This window comes from Longivirga aurantiaca, assembly GCF_042660085.1.
Lineage (GTDB): Bacteria > Actinomycetota > Actinomycetes > S36-B12 > CAIYMF01 > Longivirga > Longivirga aurantiaca.
The window spans coordinates 334-21,143 of record NZ_JBHSTI010000005.1; the positions used below are offsets into that span (position 1 = coordinate 334).

At 68.4% G+C, this 20,810-nt stretch carries 17 protein-coding genes and 1 pseudogene; 14 read left to right on the forward strand and 4 right to left on the reverse strand.

The genetic code is table 11. From position 1 onward, the window contains the following. From ACFQGU_RS03620 to ACFQGU_RS03645, 6 genes and pseudogenes are all read left to right on the forward strand, one after another. Positions 1–688: glutamine synthetase family protein (locus tag ACFQGU_RS03620; protein WP_386763999.1), on the forward strand; the 688-nt coding region annotated here is incomplete at its 5' end. A 185-nt stretch (positions 689–873) separates the two neighbouring features. Further along, the gene (locus ACFQGU_RS03625) at positions 874–1,632 is read left to right on the forward strand and encodes a gamma-glutamyl-gamma-aminobutyrate hydrolase family protein (protein ID WP_386764000.1); all 759 of its coding nucleotides are present in this window, start codon (positions 874–876) and stop codon (positions 1,630–1,632) included. A 1,153-nt stretch (positions 1,633–2,785) separates the two neighbouring features. Beyond that, complete coding sequence (locus ACFQGU_RS03630) at positions 2,786–3,412, forward strand: TetR/AcrR family transcriptional regulator (protein WP_386764001.1); 627 nt, start codon at positions 2,786–2,788, stop codon at positions 3,410–3,412. Further along, entirely contained in the window at positions 3,409–4,290 is an 882-nt protein-coding gene (locus ACFQGU_RS03635; protein WP_386764002.1) for an amidohydrolase family protein, read from the forward strand. The genes ACFQGU_RS03630 and ACFQGU_RS03635 overlap by 4 nt, the downstream gene beginning before the upstream one ends. Beyond that, positions 4,287–5,807, forward strand: coding sequence for an AMP-binding protein (locus tag ACFQGU_RS03640; RefSeq protein ID WP_386764003.1), 1,521 nt, complete (start codon positions 4,287–4,289; stop codon positions 5,805–5,807). Before ACFQGU_RS03635 ends, ACFQGU_RS03640 begins: the two co-directional genes overlap by 4 nt. A 164-nt stretch (positions 5,808–5,971) precedes the next feature. Continuing rightward, positions 5,972–6,229, forward strand: a pseudogene (locus ACFQGU_RS03645) (transposase); the annotation flags it as partial. Positions 6,230–6,685: 456 nt separating this feature from the next. On the opposite strand, the gene ACFQGU_RS03650 reads toward ACFQGU_RS03645, so the two are convergent. Beyond that, a complete protein-coding gene (locus tag ACFQGU_RS03650) occupies positions 6,686–7,660 on the reverse strand; it encodes a hypothetical protein (RefSeq protein WP_386764004.1) in 975 nt (324 codons plus the stop codon). Positions 7,661–7,939: 279 nt separating this feature from the next. Here ACFQGU_RS03650 and ACFQGU_RS03655 point away from each other — a divergent pair, with 279 nt between their 5' ends. Next, on the forward strand, positions 7,940–8,623 hold the full coding sequence (locus tag ACFQGU_RS03655) for a DUF6338 family protein (RefSeq protein WP_386764005.1): 684 nt from the start codon (positions 7,940–7,942) through the stop codon (positions 8,621–8,623). 279 nt (positions 8,624–8,902) lie between these two features. Here ACFQGU_RS03655 and ACFQGU_RS03660 read toward each other — a convergent pair whose 3' ends face one another. Both ACFQGU_RS03660 and ACFQGU_RS03665 read right to left on the reverse strand, forming a co-directional pair. Continuing rightward, positions 8,903–10,525 (reverse strand): tyrosine-type recombinase/integrase, encoded by a 1,623-nt coding sequence (locus ACFQGU_RS03660; protein ID WP_386764006.1) that lies wholly within the window; start codon positions 10,523–10,525, stop codon positions 8,903–8,905. A gap of 22 nt (positions 10,526–10,547) precedes the next feature. After that, a complete protein-coding gene (locus ACFQGU_RS03665; RefSeq protein WP_386764007.1) occupies positions 10,548–10,811 on the reverse strand; it encodes a DNA-binding protein in 264 nt (87 codons plus the stop codon). Positions 10,812–11,338: 527 nt separating this feature from the next. Between ACFQGU_RS03665 and ACFQGU_RS03670 the strand changes: the two genes are divergently transcribed. The 3 genes from ACFQGU_RS03670 to fgd all read left to right on the forward strand — a co-directional run bounded on the left by ACFQGU_RS03670 (position 11,339) and on the right by fgd (position 14,395). Continuing rightward, on the forward strand, positions 11,339–11,701 hold the full coding sequence (locus ACFQGU_RS03670) for a hypothetical protein (protein WP_386764008.1): 363 nt from the start codon (positions 11,339–11,341) through the stop codon (positions 11,699–11,701). 518 nt (positions 11,702–12,219) lie between these two features. Further along, positions 12,220–13,332, forward strand: a complete 1,113-nt coding sequence (gene tal / locus ACFQGU_RS03675) for a transaldolase (protein WP_386764009.1) — start codon at positions 12,220–12,222, stop codon at positions 13,330–13,332. A gap of 37 nt (positions 13,333–13,369) precedes the next feature. Then, positions 13,370–14,395, forward strand: coding sequence for a glucose-6-phosphate dehydrogenase (coenzyme-F420) (fgd, locus tag ACFQGU_RS03680; protein WP_386764010.1), 1,026 nt, complete (start codon positions 13,370–13,372; stop codon positions 14,393–14,395). Positions 14,396–14,609: 214 nt separating this feature from the next. Here the strand turns inward: fgd and ACFQGU_RS03685 are convergent, their stop codons facing one another. Then, positions 14,610–15,386 carry an SDR family NAD(P)-dependent oxidoreductase gene (locus ACFQGU_RS03685; protein ID WP_386764011.1) on the reverse strand — a complete coding sequence of 259 codons (777 nt, stop codon included), beginning with the start codon at positions 15,384–15,386 and terminating at the stop codon, positions 14,610–14,612. A gap of 398 nt (positions 15,387–15,784) precedes the next feature. On the opposite strand from ACFQGU_RS03685, the gene ACFQGU_RS03690 reads away from it, so the two are divergent. The 4 genes from ACFQGU_RS03690 (at position 15,785) to ACFQGU_RS03705 (ending at position 20,638) form a co-directional block, all read left to right on the forward strand. Beyond that, positions 15,785–16,942: a hypothetical protein gene (locus tag ACFQGU_RS03690; protein WP_386764012.1), complete on the forward strand. Its 1,158-nt coding sequence runs from the start codon at positions 15,785–15,787 to the stop codon at positions 16,940–16,942. Positions 16,943–17,004: 62 nt separating this feature from the next. Continuing rightward, on the forward strand, positions 17,005–19,140 hold the full coding sequence (locus ACFQGU_RS03695; RefSeq protein ID WP_386764013.1) for an ABC transporter permease: 2,136 nt from the start codon (positions 17,005–17,007) through the stop codon (positions 19,138–19,140). Further along, positions 19,137–19,910 carry an ABC transporter ATP-binding protein gene (locus tag ACFQGU_RS03700; RefSeq protein WP_386764014.1) on the forward strand — a complete coding sequence of 258 codons (774 nt, stop codon included), beginning with the start codon at positions 19,137–19,139 and terminating at the stop codon, positions 19,908–19,910. Before ACFQGU_RS03695 ends, ACFQGU_RS03700 begins: the two co-directional genes overlap by 4 nt. Beyond that, positions 19,907–20,638: an ABC transporter ATP-binding protein gene (locus tag ACFQGU_RS03705; protein WP_386764015.1), complete on the forward strand. Its 732-nt coding sequence runs from the start codon at positions 19,907–19,909 to the stop codon at positions 20,636–20,638. Before ACFQGU_RS03700 ends, ACFQGU_RS03705 begins: the two co-directional genes overlap by 4 nt. The last annotated feature ends 172 nt before the right edge of the window (positions 20,639–20,810 follow it).

A 20,810-nucleotide genomic window follows, 5' to 3' on the forward strand; every position in this document is an offset into this window, starting at 1 on the left:
CATCCTCAAGCATGCCGTGAAGGAGATCGCGGCCAAGCACGGCCACACTGCGAGCTTCATGGCGAAGGTCCGACCCGAGTGGGCGGGATCGTCCGGCCATGTCCACCAGAGCCTGACGACGCTCGACGGGAAGCCGGCCTTCGCCAACCCGGACGACCCCACCTCGCTCTCGGCGGTAGGCAAGTCGTATGTGGCGGGCCTTCTCGAGCTCGCTCCCGCGCTGACGGCCTTCTTCCTGCCGACCGTGAACTCCTACAAGCGAACGGAAGGCGGAGCCTGGGTCGGATCCGCGGCCACGTGGGGCAAGGACAATCGCACGGTGGCGATGCGAGCGATCCCGTCCGACGGGCCGCCGGCGCGCATCGAGAACCGCTTGGCCGGCGCGGACGCCAACCCCTACCTGGTGCTCGCCGCGAACATCGCCGCAGGGCTCCATGGGGTGCGGGGCCAGCTGACTCCGCCCGAGCCGCTGACGGGGAACGCCTTCGTGGCTCCCGTCGAGGTAGCCCCGCCCCTGCCCAACACGCTGGCGGCGGCCACGGCGGAACTGCGCGCGTCCGAGGTGGTGCGAGGCCTCCTCGGCGAGCAGTTCGTGACGCACTACGCGGAGACGCGGGACTGGGAGATCTCGCAGTTCGCCAAGCACGTCACCGACTGGGAGACCGAGAGGTACCTCGAGATCATCTAGTACGCGCGTTCCGCCGGAGGATCGAACGTGCCGCTCCTGGCTCTGGCCCCCATCCAGGATGCTCGACGTACCCGTCGCTCGGGCACATCGCGAGAGCGCGGCATCCCCACCCTCGCCTCTCGCCGACAGCACCTCGTGAAGGGACCACCGTGGTCGTGCCGCGCTACCTGACACCTGAGGACGTCATGCCGGAGGACGAGGGGGCGCGAACCGGCCCCGTGGTCAACGTGCACGTGTCACTTAACTTCCCCGAGATGACGGCCCACACCGCGGACCTCATGCGGAAGTCGATCCGCTCGGCGCTGACCGCGCTCGCTGAGCGCGACGGGGACTGGCGCCTGGTCGACACCTCGGGGGAGCTCCCGGAGCCGCGCGAGTGCCTCGGCGACGGCGTTCTGGTGCTGGGCGGCGGCGACGTCGACTCGGAGCTCTACGGCGTGCCCGGCCCGGTGCCGCACGAGTTCGGCGTGGACGAGCGTGCGGACCGGTTCACCATCGCGGTTCTGAGGGAGGCCCTGGGCGCCGAGGTGCCCGTCCTCGCCGTGTGCCGGGGCGCCCAGCTCCTCAACGTGGCGCTGGGGGGCACGCTGGTCCCGCATCTCGACGATTCTCAGCACCTGCACCGCGGGGCCAGTGCGGACGATCTCTTCGTCGACGAGCACGTGGTCGTCGAGCCGGGGACCAGGCTCGCCGAGCTGTTGGGCCACCGGGAGTGGACCGTGCGGGCGGCGCACCACCAGGCCGTCGACGTCGTCGCTCCCGAGCTGCGTCTGGCCGCGAGGTCGGTGGACGGCGTGGTGGAGGCGGTGGAGCACCCGGACAAGTGGGCCTTCGGAATCCAGTGGCACCCGGAGGACGACGACGGCCACGGCCACGACCTCGCCCTGCTCTGGGGCGCCCTGTGCCAGGAGGCGGGCCGCGCCCGCAACCTGTCGGAGCCGTGAGCCCGACGGCCCTCCGTCGAGCCGCCCACCCGTCGCCCAACCCAGTTGCGCAGGCCGCACGGTGATCGTGAGGGCGATCATGGCCAAGGAGCCGGGTGGGCGAGCCGACGCTGCTCGGTCGCTCGGGGGCGCCGTCCTCGGCGCTGAGGCCCCGGCGGGTCACGCCTCGAGGACCGCCCCCATGAGCTCCAGGGTGGCGGGCATGCCGCCGTTGCCCCGCAGGGCCTTCGCGACGTAAGGGACCGGCTCCCTGCCCGCGGGGCTTGTCGCGGTCTCGGTGGCCAGGACCGCGTCGTACGTGCTCTCGACGCACCTCGCCTCGCTCGAAGTCCCGGGTGGGCCGTCACGGCGAGGGGAAGGCTCCAACCACTCGGTGGACACGGTCAGCACGTCGACTACGGCATCCGGCCATGTGCCAGCCGCGGCCACCGTGCCTGGCGGCCTGACCAGCACTGCAGCAGAACACTGGTCGACGTCCCTCAAGGTCGGCCAGAACAGGTCATTCAGAGGATGGACTGGGGTGTCGAGGAGACTCGTCATGTCAACTCTTCATGAGCGGCAGCTGTTGCGAGCGTCCTCGAAGCTCTGCTGCCGCCCACCGGCCCCAACTGTCCACGAGTGCCGTCGAAACCACGACTCGATGCCATCCAGTGGCGACTTCAAGCGACTCTTGGGTGTACTCCTGGCCGGACTTGTACGAGTCGGTCCAGACAAACAGGCGAACGAGAAGGAAGGCCGTGTCGCCACACGGCACCTTCTCGTATCCTCGAGCCCCTCCGGAAACGCCACGGTCCTCGCAACTCCTCAAATCGAGGTGTTGCGAGGACCGCGTGAACCCGTCTCGAGGTCGGGGCCGTCGTCGTTCGTCGGGCTTCCTGTCCCGCTGTTCTCGGCTCACCCGAACGAGGCCGTCGCCAGGCGATGCCGCGTGCGGAGGCCGAGCTGCGTCGGGCCCTCCACCCGGGTGCTTCCGCCTCTGCGCTCAGGAGCGGAGCGAGCCCGACGGGTCGACGTGTCGTCCCGCGGCGCTTCGGGCGCCGGCGCTGCGTCTCGGGCGTTATCATCCGATCAATCGATTGATTGATTGCTGGTGAGGGGTCTGGGCGGGAGGAGGCACGGCGGGATGAAGTCCGACGACGTGCTCCGGGCCGCGGTGCTGCTGTTCGCGCGACAGGGTTACGCCGCGACGGGTATCCGTGAGATCGCGCGTGAGGTCGGCCTGAACTCCGCGACGCTATACCACTACGCGAACGGCAATGAGGGGCTGCTCGTCGCCGTCATGCAGAGCTGCCTCGACGAGCTCCTCCGCTCGACCGACGAGGCCCTCCGTCACAGCGACGACCCGCAGGTGCAGCTCGGGCGGCTGATCCGGGCCCATGTCGGGCTCTCGGCCCTCAACCCGCTGTCCTCCCGTGTGACGGATCAGGCGTTCCGTTCCTTGGGGCCTGCCAACCGCGCATCGCTGCTGGTGCTGCGGGACAGCTACGAGTCGCAGCTGGGTGCCGTGATCGATGCCGGCGCCCGAGCCGGTCTCTTCGATGTCGCCGACCCTCGGCTCACCCGGCTGGCGATCCTTGAGATGTGCAACGGCGTCGCGAACTGGTACCGCCAGGCCGGCCGCCTGCCGATGCGGGCCGTGCAGATGCAGTTCGTCGACTTTGGCTGCCGCCTCGTCGGTGCGCCGGTGATGGACGAGGCGGAGCTGGGCCCCGTGCAGACGCCGCACCTACTTCGCTGCGAGCCGTACGCCTCACCCGACACGATGGAGGACCTAGGTTGAACATCACCGATGCGCGCGTCCGACTCCCGCAGGACCGACGGACCAGTGCGAGCTACTCGGCTCCGGCCCGGCAGACGGAGCAGTACGACCGCGTCCTCGGGCTGACCGACAAGATGAACGGCGGCACGCTGTCCGGCCTGCTGAAGGAGATGGACGCCGTCGGCATCAGCCGCGCCGTGATGCATGCCGAGTCCGAAGGGGGCGAGGACGCCGATGCGCTCAACACCGCTCTGCGCTCCGTGCTCGACGAGCACCCCGACCGGTTCTTGGGCGTGGGCTGCGTCGACGTGACCCTGTCATCGCCGACCGCGATCGCGGCGCAGGCCGCGCGCGCGCAGGACCTCGGGCTGCTGGGGGTGTCGTTCCAGCCTGCATTCTTCGGCCTCGACATCGACGACCGCCGTCTCTACCCGCTCTACTCCAGGGCGGAGGAGATCGGCCTCGTCGTCGCCGTCCACACGGGGATCAACTACAGCCGCCTGCACCCGATCAAGCACGAGCGCGCGGAGAACCTCGATCAGGTCGCCTGCGACTTTCCCGACCTGCGGCTCATCGCCTGCCACGCGGGCTGGCCCTGGGTGACCGAGTTCGCGGCTGTTGCGCGGCGCCATCCGACGGTCTTCCTCGAGTACGGCGCCATCGCACCCAAGTACGTCGCGAGGCCTGGCACGGGTTGGGATGTCCAGTTCGCCATGATGGCTAACGTCCTTCGGGATCAGGTGCTCTACGGGAGCGATTGGCCGATGATCAGCCCGAGCCGGGCCGTGCAGGAATGGCGGGACTCCGGTCTGCCGGACGCGGCGCTGGAGGCGCTGCTCTCGCGCAACGCCGAGCGGCTCTTCGGTCTTGAGGGCGGCGGCGTGGGACTGCCGACGTGACCCTGACCCTGTCCTCGCAGCTCCGTACGGCAGCGGAGGACTCCCCGGACAGGGTGTTCATCCGAACCATGGGCGAGGAGCTCACCTACGCCGAGACGTGGACCCGCGTGCGGGTGCGCGCCGGGCAGCTCCGGGAGGCCGGGATCCGGCGCGGGGACTCCGTGGCAGTCGTAATGGACAACAGCGCCGATCAGATCGTGATCTGGTTCGCCCTGAATGCACTGGGTGCCCTGCATGCAGCGCTCAACACCGCGTTCACCGACGCACGGCTGGCGCACAACCTCAGGGTCTCGAAGGCATCGTGGGTGCTGGCCGACGACCAGTACCTGGCAGACGTCCAGCGCGGCATCGGGACCCATGAGTTGCCCGCGCGTGTGATCCCCTCGAGTGCCGTCGGCTCGCTGCCGGGGGCACCGGTGGACGAGGCGGAGCAGGTCGACGACCTGGCCACGGCCACCCTTCTGTTCACCTCGGGCACCACGGGCGCGTCGAAGGCGTGCGCCCTGTCCAACCGCTACCTGGTCCGGGCCGGCCAGCTGCACGTGACGTACCTTGGGCTGACGTCCGACGACGTCCTCTACAGCCCCTTCCCTCTCTTCCACATAGACGCGGCGACCCTCACGGTGTCGGCCGCCCTGGTGGCCCGAGCGACCGCGGCGATCGGGCTGCGGTTCAGCGCCTCACGGTTCTGGGACGAGGTGCGGGCCATGGACGCCACCGTCTTCAACTTCATGGGCGCCACGCTGACGATCCTGTGGAAGCGCGACCCCGACCCGCGCGACAGCGACCATCGGGTCCGGCTCGCCTGGGGCGTGCCGATCCCCGAGTGGAAGGCCGAGTTCGAGCACCGGTTCGGGTTCCCGCTGTTCCAGGTCTACGGGCTGACCGATGGAGGACTTCCCGCCTACGACCCCATCGACGGCTCGCAGCGGCCGGGGTTCGCCGGGCGCGTGATCCCCGAGTACGAGGTGCGCATCGACACCGCCGCGCGACGGCACGGCGACCCCGAGGGCGTGGGCGAGATCCTCATGCGCTCCCGGGAGCCGGGTCTGATGATGAACGGGTACTTCGGGGACCCCGCAGCGACCGAGAAGGCGATCGTGGACGGGTGGCTGCGTACGGGCGACCTCGGGCTGCTCGATGGTGACGGCTATCTGGCCTTCCACGGTCGTCTGACGGACTCTATCCGCCGTCGAGGCGAGAACATCTCCGCCTTCGAGGTCGAAGAGCTCGTCGGATCCCACCCGGACGTGGTCGAGGTCGCCGCGGTCGGTGTGCCCAGCGACCTGACCGAGGAGGACGTGCAGGTGTGGGTCGTTGCGCGCCAGGGCAGCGGACTCACGGCCGAGACCCTCCACCGCGATCTGGCCGAACGTGGTCCCCGCTACCTCGTTCCCCGCTACTACGCGTTCGTTCCGGCCCTCCCGAAGACGCCGACGGAGAAGGTGGAGAAGTTCGAGCTGCGGTCGGCGGGCACGAGCACGTCGTGGGACTCCGAGGCCACCAGCGGCGACTAGCCTCGATCTTTCGCGCGGGGTCTGATCTGGTGGCGTGACACGGGTCTTGAAAGCACGGAAGTGCCTGTCCTGGTTGGGAAACTACTGATTGTCAAGGTCAGCAAGTTCCCAGCGAGGAAGGCACTCCGTAGGTGAAGAATAGCCGCCGGGTCGTCCCGGTCATCATGGACCCGTCGAACGAGTCGCTGATCTCCTCCGCGGGTGGGTCGCTGTTGCTGGCCACAGCTCGGGCGACCGGCCTGGATCGGGCGCTGTCAGCGGGGTTGGCTCCGTGGCGGGTACCGCGGGCGGTCCACGACCCGGGCAAGGTGATCCTTGATCTCGCGGTCGCGTTGGCCCTGGGCGGGGACTGTCTCGCGGATGTCGCGGCCCTGCGTGCCCAGCCGACACTCTTCGGTGCGGTCGCCTCGGATCCGACGGTGTTGAACCACCCTGGGTTGCTTGGAGGCTCCATCAAACCCAGGGAGGTTCACCGAGGCCGGTCCGACGGCCCTGGGACCGGTGGCGAAGGACGCCACGTGCATCGAGACACTGCGCGCAAGCCCATCCCTGTCCCCCGCGGCATCAGGTTCTGGTGACGGGCTCGAAGCCACGACCCCGGTCACGCGCCCGGCACCGCCAATCACATGCCCACCCGCGTCCTGCACGCCGCCACCGACCAATACCCAGGAGCGTCAGCCGTTCGCCCGCGCGTGGACCGCGTGGGCTCCCCTTGGGCTAAGCCATGGCCACAAGGGGCCAAACAAGGCCAGCAGAGGGCAAGAGGCTGTTGGGTGAAATTCCCGGAACCCCTACAGGACATGGAATCTGTGGGGAGCGGGTGACGGGAATCGAACCCGCACTGTCAGCTTGGGAACTTGCCGGCCTTAGTTCCCAAGCTACCCGTTGCTCGCCGAAGCGATGGCCTCGACGAGGTGGCTGAGGTCTTGGTCGATAGCGGTAACTTGAGCGGTAACGGCGGCAGTAATTGCTGCATCGGTGGCGAGAGCAAGACGACCGCGAACCCAAGAGAGGAACTTCCGTGCGGCGCCACCGTCGGGGCGGGCCGACTGCAGGTCGGCCTCGGCGGCGGCCACGAGCTGCTGCCCCTCTTCTGAGTCACCCGCCAGCTCGAAGCGGCCAAGGATCTTGACCAGGCCACTCATCGCCAAGACGAGTTGCTCACTGGTCACGTCCACGTTCATGACCTGTCGCGCGTTGTCGCCCGTTGCCACCTGCACCTGTTGGCCGCTGACGTTCCAGGTGATTTGCTGCAACGTCACTGCTTCCCGCGAGCTCACGTACGCGTCGGGGTCCGAGTCGTACTGCTCCACGCAGACTAGGCCAGCGTCGGTGAGCCGCGGTCGAATAGGCCCGTTGTTGCCGTTCGAGCGCGGACCGTCTATCAACTGCGTTCGTGCAAGCCACCCTGCCGCACGATCCGATTCTTCGACGGTGAACGGATCTCCGTAGAAGCGGGATAGCCTGCTAAGGCTCCAATCACCCCAGTTCGCGAACTGCCCGCTTTCCTCCGTGGCGTCCGATTCTGCAAGCCATCGGAGGATGCCGCGTCGGACGGCAGCGCGGCGGCCGAGGACGTCACTGCGTTGTAGGTGGCGGCGAGTCACGGCGGAACGACCCTCCGGCGTGACCTCTGCAGCCATTCCTGGTAGCCCACCCATCCCGCTGTGGTCACGGATCAAGCCTGCCGCAGTCAGGCGTGACACGTCCTGATACGCGATACGCGTGTTTTCGGGGTCATTGTCGTAGAAGCCTGCGAGGTATGGGATTCCCTCAGCCTGCTCCACCATCCACTCCAGCAGGCGGTGGCCACGCTCAGCGTCGGGGTCGGTATCGACCCAAGGGAAAGTCATGCGCCGATCATATTGAGGTTCCCGCAGCTGCCCGAGGCTTGAGAATGGCGTTGTGACACCGCTACGGCGGCGCTTGTCGTGGCCTCGACGGCGGCAGCGCAGAACAGCGACCATGTACCGGCGGTCTCGTTCTTCGCACAGGGTCGTCATTTCGGAGTTGAGAGTGGCCGGTCTCGTTGCCGGCGGGATAGACCGGCGGCATAGAGAGGACGCCGCTTCCCGAGCGACACGTCGAGCGCAGAGCCACCGCCGTCGGACCCACCCGTCAGAATCATTCGTATGCCTGACTCCTGGGTCGCGTTATTGATCGCACTGTTGGCTGTCGTACCCGGCTTTCTGACAGTGACCATTTGGGCTAGGTCGCGGACATGGCGGGGTCCGACTGGTGACCTTCGGACCATCCTTCAAGCACTGGCAATTAGCGCCGTGATCCAGGTGGTGCTGTTCCCGCTCACTGTCATGGTCGTGTTGCCGCATTGGCGCTCGCCGGATGACTACGCCGTCTCACTTGGGGCATGGCTCCTCCTTACGGTTCTCGCGTTCCCAGTGGTGTTGGGTCTTGGGACGGCGCGGTTGACCGACTGGGTCTTTCCACTCAGGACGGCCGATACGAACTTCGGCTGGCTCCGACGATTCCTACGCGGCGCGATCAAGCCGGTCGCGCCTCCGACGATGTGGGATTGGTGGCTCACCGAAGGTGTCCCGAATGGGCGATTCGTCCTTGCCAAGTTCCGTGATGGCTCGTATATCGGTGGCGTCTTCTCAGATGGTTCTATGGCGCTGACATCCCCGGAGCCGCACGGCATCTATCTGGCGAGTGAGTGGCTTGTGGATGAGGCAGGGGACTTCGTGGGCGAGATTCCGCAAACTGGCGGTGTGCTGCTGCCGCTCCGAGAAGACATACTGTGGCTACGGGTTCAAGGCGATAACGGGACGTCAGAGGTTGGTGACGATCGTGCCTAGTCAGAAGGCGCTGCCGGCGGCGCAGGAGACAAAGGGTCAAGCGCCAGGGTCAGGCAAGGTGCCCTCGACGCCGCCACCTCCGAAGCCCAGTGCGACGAGGCGAGGAGCGTGACAGTCGATGGCTGACGATCAGGGGCAGAGAGGCTCGGTCCTCGGCAATGGTCGGGTTCCGAAGACCCCGCCTCCTCCCAAGGCAACGCCTCCCAGCAAGCCAAGCGGTAGCAAGTCCTAACGTCGGCGGAAGCGGACCAGTGGGAAAGAAGGTGACGGGAGGCGCCGTCACTGGCAAGGGCGGCGTGCCCAGCAATCCGCCCCCGAAGGCGGGCGACAAGGGAGCTGGGTCCAGGAAGCCGCCGCACGGGGCTTAGCCAAAGCAGGACGGGCCGCGATCCTGGTCACTCGTCCCCGTCTCGTCCCCCAGCAACGATCATGGGTTGACACGAGAGGGCCCATTGGCGCTCGCATCGGGCTGTTCTGGTACATCCGCGCAAGCGTGACGCCTGCCTGCGACGCCCTCGTAATGCGTAGGTCATCGGTTCGATTCCGATAGGCGGCTCCATCTTCAAGTCTCTGACCTGCGGCGATGCTGTCGGGGTCACCCTCGGGATCGTCGTCTGAGGGCGAGTTGCTCACATGTTGCTCACGGACTCGCTGGGATGCGTCGTCTGCGCGCGGCACGAGGGACCACGCCTTGGCAGCTGCTTCGCTTCCGACGCCGGGCAGCAGGTGGGTGTAGGTGTCCGAGGTGATGGCCACGGAGGAGTGTCCGAGCCGCTTGCTGACCACGACGATGTCGACGCCGGCGGCGAGCATGAGCGAGGCCTGGCCGTGGCGCAGGTCGTGCAGTCGGATGCGTCGTAGCCCGATCTCTTCGGCGAGTTCCTGGAAGCGGTCGGAGAGCCGGTCGGGGTGCAGGGGTACGCCGTCGGGCCGGGGGAACACGAGGTCGTGGTCGTTGTAGGCGTCGCCGAGCGGCGCGCGGGCGGCGTCCTGGCGCAGGCGGTGGGCGAGCAGCACGCCGACCGTGTGCGGGTCGAGGTCGACGACGCGGTCCTCTCCGCTGGCGGTCTTCGGTCGCCCGAATGCGATGCGCCCGTGGTCGGCGCCGCACTGCGCGCACGGGCGGGAGAAGCGCGCGGTGAGGGTGACGACCTGCTGGCGTACGTGGAGCCGGTTGCGTTCGAGGTCGACGTCGGACCAGCGCAGCCCGGCCGCCTCTCCGCGGCGTAGACCGGTGGCGGCCAGGAGCTGGAACGCGGGCCCGAGCGGGTCGTGGTCGGCGTGGTCGAGGAACCGGCCGAGCTCCTCGGGCTCCCACGGGCGCACGCGCGGACGCGGCACCGACGGCAGGTCGATGTTCGCGGCCGGGTTCGTGGGGATCAGGCGCGACTTCACCGCCGAGCCCAGCGCCGAGCGGAGCGAGGCGTGCACGCGGCGCAGGGTGGCTGGCTTCATCTGACGGTCGGCCTGGATGGAGCGCAGGGCGCTCTCGACGTCGTGGGGGCTCAGGTCGCGCAGGCGCACGTGCCCGATGCGGGGGATGAAGTACTGATGCACGTGCGCGGTGTACGTCGCGGCGGTGGTGGGCCGGACGCCGTCGGCGACCTTGCCGGCCAGCCAGTCGAGCAGGAACTGCCCGACGGTGATGCTGTTGACCGCGACGCCGACGCCGCGGGAGCCGGCGTCGATCACCTCGGCGAGCGCCTTCTCCGCGTCCTTCTTGGTCGCGAACCCGAACCGGGTGAGCTGACGGCGCGCGACGTGCTCGCCGTCCGGGTTCGGTCCCGGCCCGAGGTCGACGGTGTAGCCCCAGGACCCGTGCTTCTCGGAGCAGGCCTTGCGCCGGCCGCGTGAGTCGAAGACGGCGGGGCACTGGCAGCGCTTGCGAACGGTTCCGCGCATGACTGGTCCTCCCTCGGTGCTGCTACTGCGATACCGGACCGGCGACGGTTGCGCCAGCGCTGGGCGGTGAGCCTGCGGACGACACGCCGGCGCTGTCCGAGTCGTCGACGAGGCGTAGCAACGCAGCGGTGGGGATCCGGATGAGCTTGCCGACGCGCAGGACCGTGGTGGGCCACAGGTCGGCTTTGACGAGCTCGTAGGCCAGGGTGCGTCCGATGCCCAGCACGCGCGCGGCTGTGGGCAGGTCGACCAGGGGTGGGAGCTGCTCTATCTCGGTGCGGTTCACGGGGATCTCCTGACTGTCCGTTGCCCCGCGGCAGCGGTGGCACGACAAGGTGCGCACCGAAGGGCACCGACACGCGTCGGACGCAGACGGCTGCGTCGCCAGCTGCGTTACCTGGCGGTGTCGGTTGCTGGGACTCCGTCACGCGACTCCGCCGCCGCCGCGCTGACTGTCATGGACTCCGTCACCGACTCCGTCACGGACTCCGTCACCGGGTGGGGGCCGTCCTCCGACTCCGTCACGGCGCTGACGGCGGTGCCAGCGCTGTCACGGAGTCCGTCATTGACTCCGTTACGGCGCCGAGGTTGGTGCCCGGGCTGTCGTGGAGTCCGTCACCGACTCCGTCACCGACTCCGTCACGTGTCACTGGGCTCCCTCACGTTGAAGGCCCCGACCCCAGCCCCCGGCATCGAGGACGCGCCTCCCTGGTCCGGCGAGCCCTTCAGCACGGCGTGTCGTCCACAGCCGGTGGTGCGGCGCTGACGCCGGGCTTCTTCGCCAACTGTGACCCTGGCTAGCTGGAGGTGAGGATGGTCGACGTCGACGATGGGGGAAGCCGCGCGCGGGCGGCGCTGGAGTGCGCGTTGGTGGGCCTTCTGGCCGATCTGCGCCAGCACTGGCGCGACCACGCCGTGTCCCTCGGTGTCATCGGCGCCACAGAGCGTATGAGCGCGATCCTGCGCGCTCCGAGCTCGGGGAAGGTAGGCCACGGCGCGCTCTCCGGCGGGCCGGCCGAGCGCTTGGTGTCGGCGCGTGCCGCGGTGGTCTTCCTCGTCGACAACGCCGAAGCCTTGGACCTGTCAGCTGAACTGCTCCTGCTGCTTGCCCGGGCGGCGCACGCGCTCTCGGCGGCCGAACGTGTGCTGCTCCCCGGCTCCTGGGAAGCACGCTGACGGACGTACGACGACCCCGCCGGAATGAGGGGTATCCAGATGCCAGCGCGTGCGGTGGTTCAGGTCTTGCTCGTGACGGAGTCGCCGACCGTCGCTGTCAGCGTCGCGGCTGGGTTCCTGTCGCCGGCATGGTGCACCGCGACCGCGCGGGGTCAGCTGACGATCCGGGTTCGTGTCGTGCCGGGTTGTCACATCACGTGCTGCCTGGTTCGGGCGCGAAAGTGCCTGTTGTGAATGCGGAATCGGATGATGACGGCCGTCCGCTCCTTGGAGCCAGAGGAGTGGCTGGCGGTGACGGGATCGACGCGTCAGCCGATCGGCGCTGCGCGTTGTTGGTCGGGGAGACTCGGTACCTCGTCGTCGACGCGACTGAGCCTCAACGACTCACCGGGACAACGCCGCGTCCGGCGTTCGGGCTGCTCACCAGCCGCTCGGGTGCACGAGCCGTATGGCGTCATCGCCCGCTGACCGCCGGGCTCAAAGGGAGCGAGGTACACCCGGTCAGTAGCGTCAACGCCATGTCTGCCGACCACCTTGCCGACCTGTCCGCCGCCGGAGTCTCGATCTGGCTCGACGACCTCGACCGCAGCCGCCTGTCGGGCGGCGGTCTGGCCGCCCTCGTCGCGGGGTCGCACGTCGTCGGTGTGACGACGAACCCGTCCATCTTCGAGAAGGCGATCGTCTCGGGCGCCGCGGCGTACGCCGACCAAGTGCACGACCTCGCGATCCGCGGCGTCGACCTGGGCGAGGCGGTGCGGGCGATGACGACGTACGACGTGCGCTGGGCCTGCGACGTTCTGGCACCGGTGTACGAGCACTCGGGCGGTGTCGACGGCCGGGTGAGCATCGAGGTCGACCCGCGGCTGTCCGCCGACACCGAGGCCACGGTGGCCGAGGCCAAGGCGCTGCACTGGTCGGTCGACCGTCCCAACCTGCTGGTGAAGATCCCCGCCACCATCGAGGGCCTGCCCGCCATCACCGAGGTGCTCGCGGCCGGCATCAGCGTCAACATCACGCTGATCTTCTCGGTCGAGCGCTATCGGGGTGTGCTGGACGCCTGGCTCGCCGGGCTGGAGAAGGCGCAGGCCAACGGCCACGACCTCGCGACCATCGAGTCGGTGGCGTCGTTCTTCGTCAGCCGCGTCGACTCCGAGGTCGACAAGCGCCTCGGACCCGACTCCCCGCTGTGCGGCACCGCCGCCATCGCCAACGCGCGCATCGCGCACGAGGCGTTCGCCCAGGTGATCGCCTCGGACCGGTGGACGGCGCTGGCCGCGGCCGGGGCGCACGTGCAGCGACCGCTGTGGGCCTCGACCGGGGTCAAGGACCCGGCGTACTCCGACACCCGCTACGTCATCGACCTCGTCACCGCCGACACCGTCAACACGATGCCCGAGGCGACCCTGGACGCCGTGCGCGACCACGGCGCGGTGCAGGGCGACACCGTGGTGCCCGAGTACGCCGCGGCCCACGCCGCGCTCGACGCGCTGACCGCCGCCGGGATCGACCTCGACGACGTCTTGCAGGTGCTCGAGGACGAGGGCGTCGACAAGTTCGTCCAGTCGTGGAACCAGCTCCTCGAGGCCGTCACCACCGCGCTCGCCGAGGCGCGCGCGGCTGCAGGGCGCTGAGCCCTGACTGCACGCTGCGCTGATTCAAGGAGAATCTATGGCTCTACGGCTCGGTTACAAGGCGTCCGCGGAGCAGTTCGGCCCTCGCGACCTCGTCGAGTTCGCCGTCCTGGCCGAGCAGGTGGGCCTCGACAGCGTCGTGACCTCCGACCACTTCCTGCCCTGGCGCGAGACCGGCGGGCACGCGCCCTTCGCCCTCGCGTGGATGGCGGCCGTGGCCGAGCGCACCGAGCGGGTGATCATCGGCACGAGCGTGCTGACGCCGACGTTCCGCTACAACCCCGCGGTCATCGCGCAGGCGTTCGCGACGATGGCGCTGCTGGCGCCCGACCGCATCATGCTCGGCGTCGGCACGGGCGAGGCCCTCAACGAGATCGCGGTGTCGGGCCGCGAGTGGCCGGAGTTCAAGGAGCGCTCGGCCCGCCTGCGCGAGGCGATCGACCTCATGCGCCAGCTCTGGACCGAGAGCCACGTCGACTTCCGCGGCGAGCACTACACGACCGTCGGCGCGAAGATCTACGACAAGCCGGCCGAGGCCCTCCCCATCTACATCGCGGCGGGCGGGCCGCAGATGGCCAAGTACGCCGGCCGCGCCGGCGACGGCTTCATCTGCACCTCGGGCAAGGGCATGGACCTCTACACCGAGCAGCTCATGCCGGCGCTGCACGAGGGCGCGACCTCGGTCGGCCGCACGGTCGACGACCTCGACCGCATGATCGAGATCAAGATCTCCTACGACCGCGACGCGTGGTCGGCCCTCGAGAACACGCGCTTCTGGGCACCGCTGTCGCTCACCGCCGAGCAGAAGCACGACGTGTCGTCGGCCGAGGAGATGGAGTGGCTGGCCGACCAGCTCCCCATCGAGCAAGTCGCGAAGCGCTGGATCGTCAGCAGCGACCCCGACGAGACCGTGGCGATGATCAAGCCGTACATCGACGCCGGCCTCAACCACCTCGTGTTCCACGGCCCCGGCCACGACCAGGCCCGGTTCCTGCACCAGATGGCAGAGGACGTCATCCCGAGGCTTCGCGCGATGGAGGCCCCACCTCGTCGGCCGGCCTAGGGCAGCGTCCGCGAGCGCCGCTCGCGTTGTGTCACCGCTAGCGACCGGGCCAATGCCGCTGCGGAGTCCAAGACGGGGGCATGTCGGGTAGTCGTCGCCCTCGGCTCCAGCCGCAAGCCGTCGCGAATCACCGCGTTGGGCGCCGGGCTGTACATCGTTGGCGCACCAAGCGCGCGAGCGGAACGAATCCAACGCTCGGGGCGGCGTTGTCGGGTCAGGCCAGGACGATGTCTCCTCGACCGTGCGCTTCCTGCAGCATGGGCACGAGCACGTCCGGATCCGCGAACAGCCGCTCCACCTGCTTCGGGTCGCGGCGCCAGAGCTCCGCCACGAAGCGCGAGACGCCATCCGGGAAGATGTCCTCCTCGCCAGCGTCGATGCCGTCGAGGATGCCTTCCGCCACCCCTCGTGCCGACGACTTCAGGGTGTCGAACTCGCGGATCATGTCCGTGTCGACACCGCCAGGGTAGGCACCGCTGATGCGAATGCCGAGAAGCTTCAGCGCGGGGCGCATCGATTGGGTGAGGGACTGCAGCGCCGCCTTGGAAGCGGAATACCCGTCCCATCCGTTGGAGCCCGAGAACGCCTGCAGGGACATGACGTTCACGACGACTCCGCCGCCGTTCGACTCCAGGACGGGTGTGAAGGCTCGGATCACATCCAGCGTGCCGAACGTATTCGTCATGACCATCGACACCATGGTCGCTCGATCGCTAAGCAGAGCGGATCCAGTGCTGAGTGTCGCGGCGTTGTTGATCAGCAGAGTTACGTCCGTGGCGACGCTGGCAGCCTCGACGATCGAGGTCGCGTCCTGGAGGTCGAGGTGAAGTGCCACGACCTTCTCCGGGTAGTCACTCACCAGTGGCTCCAACGCGGCGAGGCTGCGTCCGGTGGCGTAGACGCGGCGCGCGCCTCGCCGGACAAGCTCGGAGACGAGTTCCCGGCCGACTCCTCGATTCGCGCCTGTGACGAGTGCCGTCTGGCCGGTCATGCCGCTCCCTCCACGTGGGAGCCGGAGACTACCGGGCGCCCGACAGACCTGCAATGGCTTGAACGGTATCGGTTTTGGAGACTTCAGCTACCGCATCGAAACGGTCTCGATTCGCCTGAGTCTTTCGAGCGCCCGGTTGACGGGGTGTGTGACGGCCACTACATTCCGGCGCGGTGGGACCCGAGGTCCTGCTTCGCGCACGTCCTGCTCACCGACCCTTTGGAGTGTCGATGTTCGTTCCTGGCAAGCACCTGGCGACGGGAGTGATGGTGGCTTCGGCAGCCCTCCTTCTCACGGCGTGTGGCAGCAAGTCCGATGACACCGGCTCGTCAACGAGTGCGGCGCCCGCCGACTCGACATCGGCCTCGGCCTCCGCCACCGGCGGCATCGACCAGGCCATGATCGATCTCGGCGTGAAGTACACCGGCGGAACCGCTGGCGCTGCGGACACGTCTCTGTCGCCCGTGAAGATCGGCTTCGTCAACCAGCAGGGCGGCACGCCAGCCTTCCCCGAGTACGAGGCTGCGACAGAGGCGGCGGTGCAGTTCGCCAACGAGAAGCTCGGCGGCGTCGCGGGGCACCCGATCGAGCTGGTCAAGTGCGTGCTGCAGACGGAGGAGGACGGTCAGAAGTGCGGCGCCCAGCTGCTCGCCGATCCCGAGGTCAAGATCGCGATCCTCGGCACGTCGGTCGTCGGCAATGCGACCTTCTACAAGACGGTCAACGGGAAGTTCCCTGTCCTGGTCTCGGCAGCCGGCGGCGTAGCCGACAGCACCACGCCGCACGTGTACGAGCTCGACGGGGGTAGCGCCGCGATCCTTCAGGCGTTCGCGGCCACGGCCAAGGCCAAGGGTGCGAAGACCGCCGCGATCGTGTCGACGGGCAACGCCGGCGGGAAGTACGTCGCGGGCCAGGTGCTCGACCCGGGCATGAAGGCAGCGGGCATCACGCCCAAGGTCGCCTATGTGTCCGACACTGCAACCGCGCCCGAGTACACCTCTGCCATGCAGGCGGCCGGCGCAGCCAGCTCGGACGTCGTGGTCCTCATCGCCTCCGGTGCGGACATGTGCGTGAACTTCTACAACGCGCTCGCCGAGGTGGGTTCGACGGCACCGGTCCTGACGGCCTACGGCTGCTACGGAGACCCGGTCCCCGACGCAACGGGCGGTGGCCCAGTGGGCTGGACGTTCTTCGGCCTCAACGAGAACCAGCGCGCGGCCACGTCGCCTGAGGCGAGCCTCTACCGCGCGGTGATGCAGGAGACCGGGAAGGGCGAGTTCACCAACGTCGCCGCCGCTCCGATGGCGTTCGCCGATGTCTTCGCGATCGCGCAGATGGCGAACAAGCTCGGCGTCGACGGTCTGAGCGGATCCGCGTACGAGGCTGCGATCAAGGAGCTCACCGCACCGCTGTTCCTGGTGCCTGGAAACATCAAGTGCGGCAGCTACCCCGACCCGGCACAGCTCGGTCTGTGCGGTGACTCTGCAGCGGTGTCGATCTACAACGGCTCCGAGTGGGAGATCTCCGAACCGTTCAAGGCAGTCACCCTGAAGTAGTCCGGCAGGCTCGCAACGGCTGCACGTCGACCGCCACGTCGAAGGGCATCACGACCATGAACATGGAATCGACCGTCCCCAGCGCCCAGCGCCGAGGTCCGCGGTTCATCGGTCGGCCTCTCGGCGTGGCGGTCGCGGTCGTTGCAGTGCTCGCACTGCTGCTGGCATCGGGCCAGGGCACCATCCAGAGCGCCCTGCTGGGGGCCGGGAGCGGAGCACTGATCGGCGCACTGGCTCTGGGGGTCGTGGTCGTCTATCGCGGTTCCGGCGTCATCAATGTCGCGAGCGGTGCGATGGCGATGTACGCGGCCTACGTGTTCAACTCGCTGAACGCCAAGGGCGAGTTGCTCATCGTCGCCTGGCGTGTCGACCTCGGTGACCCGTGGCCGTTCGTCCCCTCGATGCTGGGCGCGATGGTCGTAGCCGCACTCATGAGCGCCGTCTACTACTTCGCCGTGTTCGGTCCGCTCCGATCGGCCTCCCCGGTGTCCAAGCTGGTGGCCTCGGTGGGACTGCTCCTCACCATCCAGGCGATCGTGGTCCTGGCCTATGGCGCGCGGCCTATCCCGGTCAAGGCTACTTTCCCGAAGACGCCGATCAGGCTTCCGGGTGGGCTCTTCATCTCGACCGCGCAGCTGACGCTCGTAATCGCCGTGGTCCTCGTGGGAACGGCGCTCTGGGCGGTGTACCGATTCAGCCTGTTCGGCCTTCTGACGCGGGCGTCAGCGGAAGACGGCCGGCACCTGATGCTGATCGGTCGCTCACCGCTCGTGGTGGGCGTGGGGAACTGGCTCTTCGCGGGAGTGGTCATCGCACTGATGTCGGTCCTCTCCACACCCATCGCAGGCACGGTGAACCCCACGACCTCCACCTTGCTCGTCGTCCCGGCGTTGGCGGCCGCCGTACTCGGTCGGTTTGTCTCGTTCGCGTGGGCCGTCGGCGGCGGCCTCGCGATCGGCATGCTCCAGGCGATGGCGCAGTACTGGACCGCCCAGCCCTGGTTCCCTCAGGCTGACAACCTGCCTCTCCCGGGCCTCGCCGAGAGCGTTCCCCTCATCGTCATCGTCGTCGCACTCCTGGTGCAGCGTCGGAGCGTGACGGGTCGCGGATCTCTCGACGGCGCGGGGCTTCCGTTCGCACCCCCGAGCAAGCATGTGATGCGGAAGCTGGCGATCGGGCTCGTCGTCGGCATCGCGGCCTTCCTGGTGCTTGACTCCGCCTGGCGACTCGCCACGATCAATACGCTGGTCGGAATCGCAATCTGCCTGTCGTTCGTGGTGCTGACCGGCTACGTCGGCCAGGTCTCCTTGGCCCAGATGTCGCTCGCCGGCGCCTCAGCCTTCATCTTGGCCAACTTCGCCACCAAGTTCGGAATCGGATTTCCGCTAGGTCCGATCCTAGGTGCTCTCGGGGCGATGGTCGTCGGACTGCTCGTGGGATACGCAGCGCTGCGGGTGCGCGGGGTCCAGCTCGCCATCGTCACTCTGGCGTTCGCCGTCGCGATCACGGCCGTCGTCTTCCAGAACGCCGCATGGTCCCGTCAGGGCGCCGGTGCGGAGGTACCGGCACCCAGCATCTTCGGCTGGGAGTTCGGCCCGGGCTCCGCCGCGCCCTTCGGTGACAGCGAGCTCCCCAACCCCGTCTTCGGCATGTTCGTCCTCGTCACGGTGCTGCTCCTCTGCTGGATGACCTACTCGATCCGGGACTCAGCCTGGGGACGTCGGATGCTTGCGGTTCGCATCAACGAACGCGCAGCCGCCGCGGCAGGTGTGTCCGTCCGCAACACCAAGCTCATCGCTTTCGCGGCCTCGGGATTCATCGCCGGCATCGGTGGGGCACTCTCCGCCTACCGGTTCGGTGTCGTCACGCCCGAGTACTTCGGCGTCTTCGCGTCCCTCTCCTTCCTGGCGTTCGCCTACATGGGTGGGATCTCGAGCGTCGGGGGCGCGGTCATCGGAGGATTCCTGGTGACCAACGGTCTCGTGTTCACCGCTCTCGAGCAGTGGCTCGGGCTCTCCCCGAACTTCACGCTTCTCGTCGGCGGTCTCGGTCTCGTCCTCACGGTGGTCATGAACCCGGACGGCATCGCCGGCACGGCGGGCGCCCAGATCAAGGGCCTGCTGGGGCGGCGTGGGAAGGCGGGCGGACCCCCATCGAACGTGGTGACCGCCGACGTCGTGACGGGGGCCGCGTCATGACCGCCCTGCTTGAGACTCGCGGACTCACCGTCACATACGGGGGGATCAACGCCAACGACGATGTCACCATCAGCGTGGAACCGGGCACGATCGTCGGACTGATCGGCGCCAACGGCGCGGGGAAGACGACCTTCATTGACGCCATCACCGGCTTCGCCCGGGTGTCGTCCGGAAGGGTGACGTTCGCCGGCGAGGACGTGACCGGACTGCAGCCGCACCCTCGGTCGCGCCGTGGGCTTGTGCGCACCTTCCAGTCGCTGGAGCTGTTCGAGGACCTGACGGTGTGGGACAACCTGCTCGTGGCGTGCGACACCACTCGCTGGTGGACACTGCTCCCCGACCTGCTACGCCGTTCCCAGGGCGACAAGGTCGCCTCCCAGGCGCGCTGGGCGCTGGCCACCGCAGGAATCGAGCACCTTGCGGACAGGCTTCCGCAGGAGCTGTCGCACGGTCAGCGCAAGCTGGTGGGTGTGGCTCGGGCGCTCGCGGCCCGACCGCAACTGCTGTTGCTCGACGAACCCGCCGCGGGCCTGGACGCGGTCGAGTCGGCCGAGCTCAGCACCCGACTCCGCGGGCTCGTCGAGGAGGGCGTGACGATGTTCCTCATCGACCACGACATGGGTCTCATGATGACCGTCTGCGACTACGTCTACGTGCTCGACTTCGGTCGCATCATCGCGCACGGCACTCCCGCCGAGGTTCGAAACGACCCTCGAGTGATCGCCGCCTACCTGGGTTCAAGTCATGGCCCGACCGAGGGGGAAGCATGATCACGCTCGAGGGCGTGGCTGCCGGCTACGCAGGGTCGGCAGTCGTGCGCGACCTGTCCCTCGAGGTGAGGGCGGGCGAGGTCGTCGGGCTCCTCGGACCGAACGGGGCCGGGAAGACCACGACGCTCCTGACCATCTCGGGCATCCTCCGGCCGTTGGCCGGCACAGTGACCGTGCTCGGGCAGCAGCCACAGACTCGGTTCCCTCACCGACTCGCCAGGCAGGGCGTGGCCCACGTGACCGAGTCGCGCAACCTCTTCTACGAGCTCACCGTGGACGAGAATCTGCGCATTGCTCTGCGAGGCTCGAAGGCTGACAAGCAGGCACGGCGTGACGAGGTGGACGAGTTGTTCCCCGCCCTGCGTCCGCTGCGCAAGCGCAAGGCAGGGCTGCTGTCCGGTGGCGAGCAGCAGATGCTCGCCATGGCACGGGCGCTGGCGTCCAAGCCACAAGTCCTGCTCCTGGACGAGATGAGCCTCGGTCTCGCACCGATCATCGTGGAGCGACTTCTGGCCACCGTGCGCGAGCTCGCCGACCGAACAGGCTGCGCAGTGCTGCTGGTGGAGCAGCACGTGCCGCTGGCGCTCGAGGTCGTCGACCGCGCATACGTGCTCGCGCACGGCAACGTCGTTCTGTCAGGTACCGCCGAAGAGCTGCGCGGCAACGCCCAGGTGCTCGAGTCGAGCTACCTGGGTGACTCGGTGCTCGCCGATGAGCCGGGGCCCTGATCGACATGGCCGTCACCCGTGCCACAGCGCGCAACGCGACCGACCCGGCCGGCCGCCGCGGGCGGACGAACTCCGCCGGATCCGAGGGGGAGTCCGCCAAGGAGCTGCGTACGCGCAAGGCGATCGCGCGGGCGTGCCGTGAGGGGTCGCGGCTGTTCGCGGAGAAGGGTTA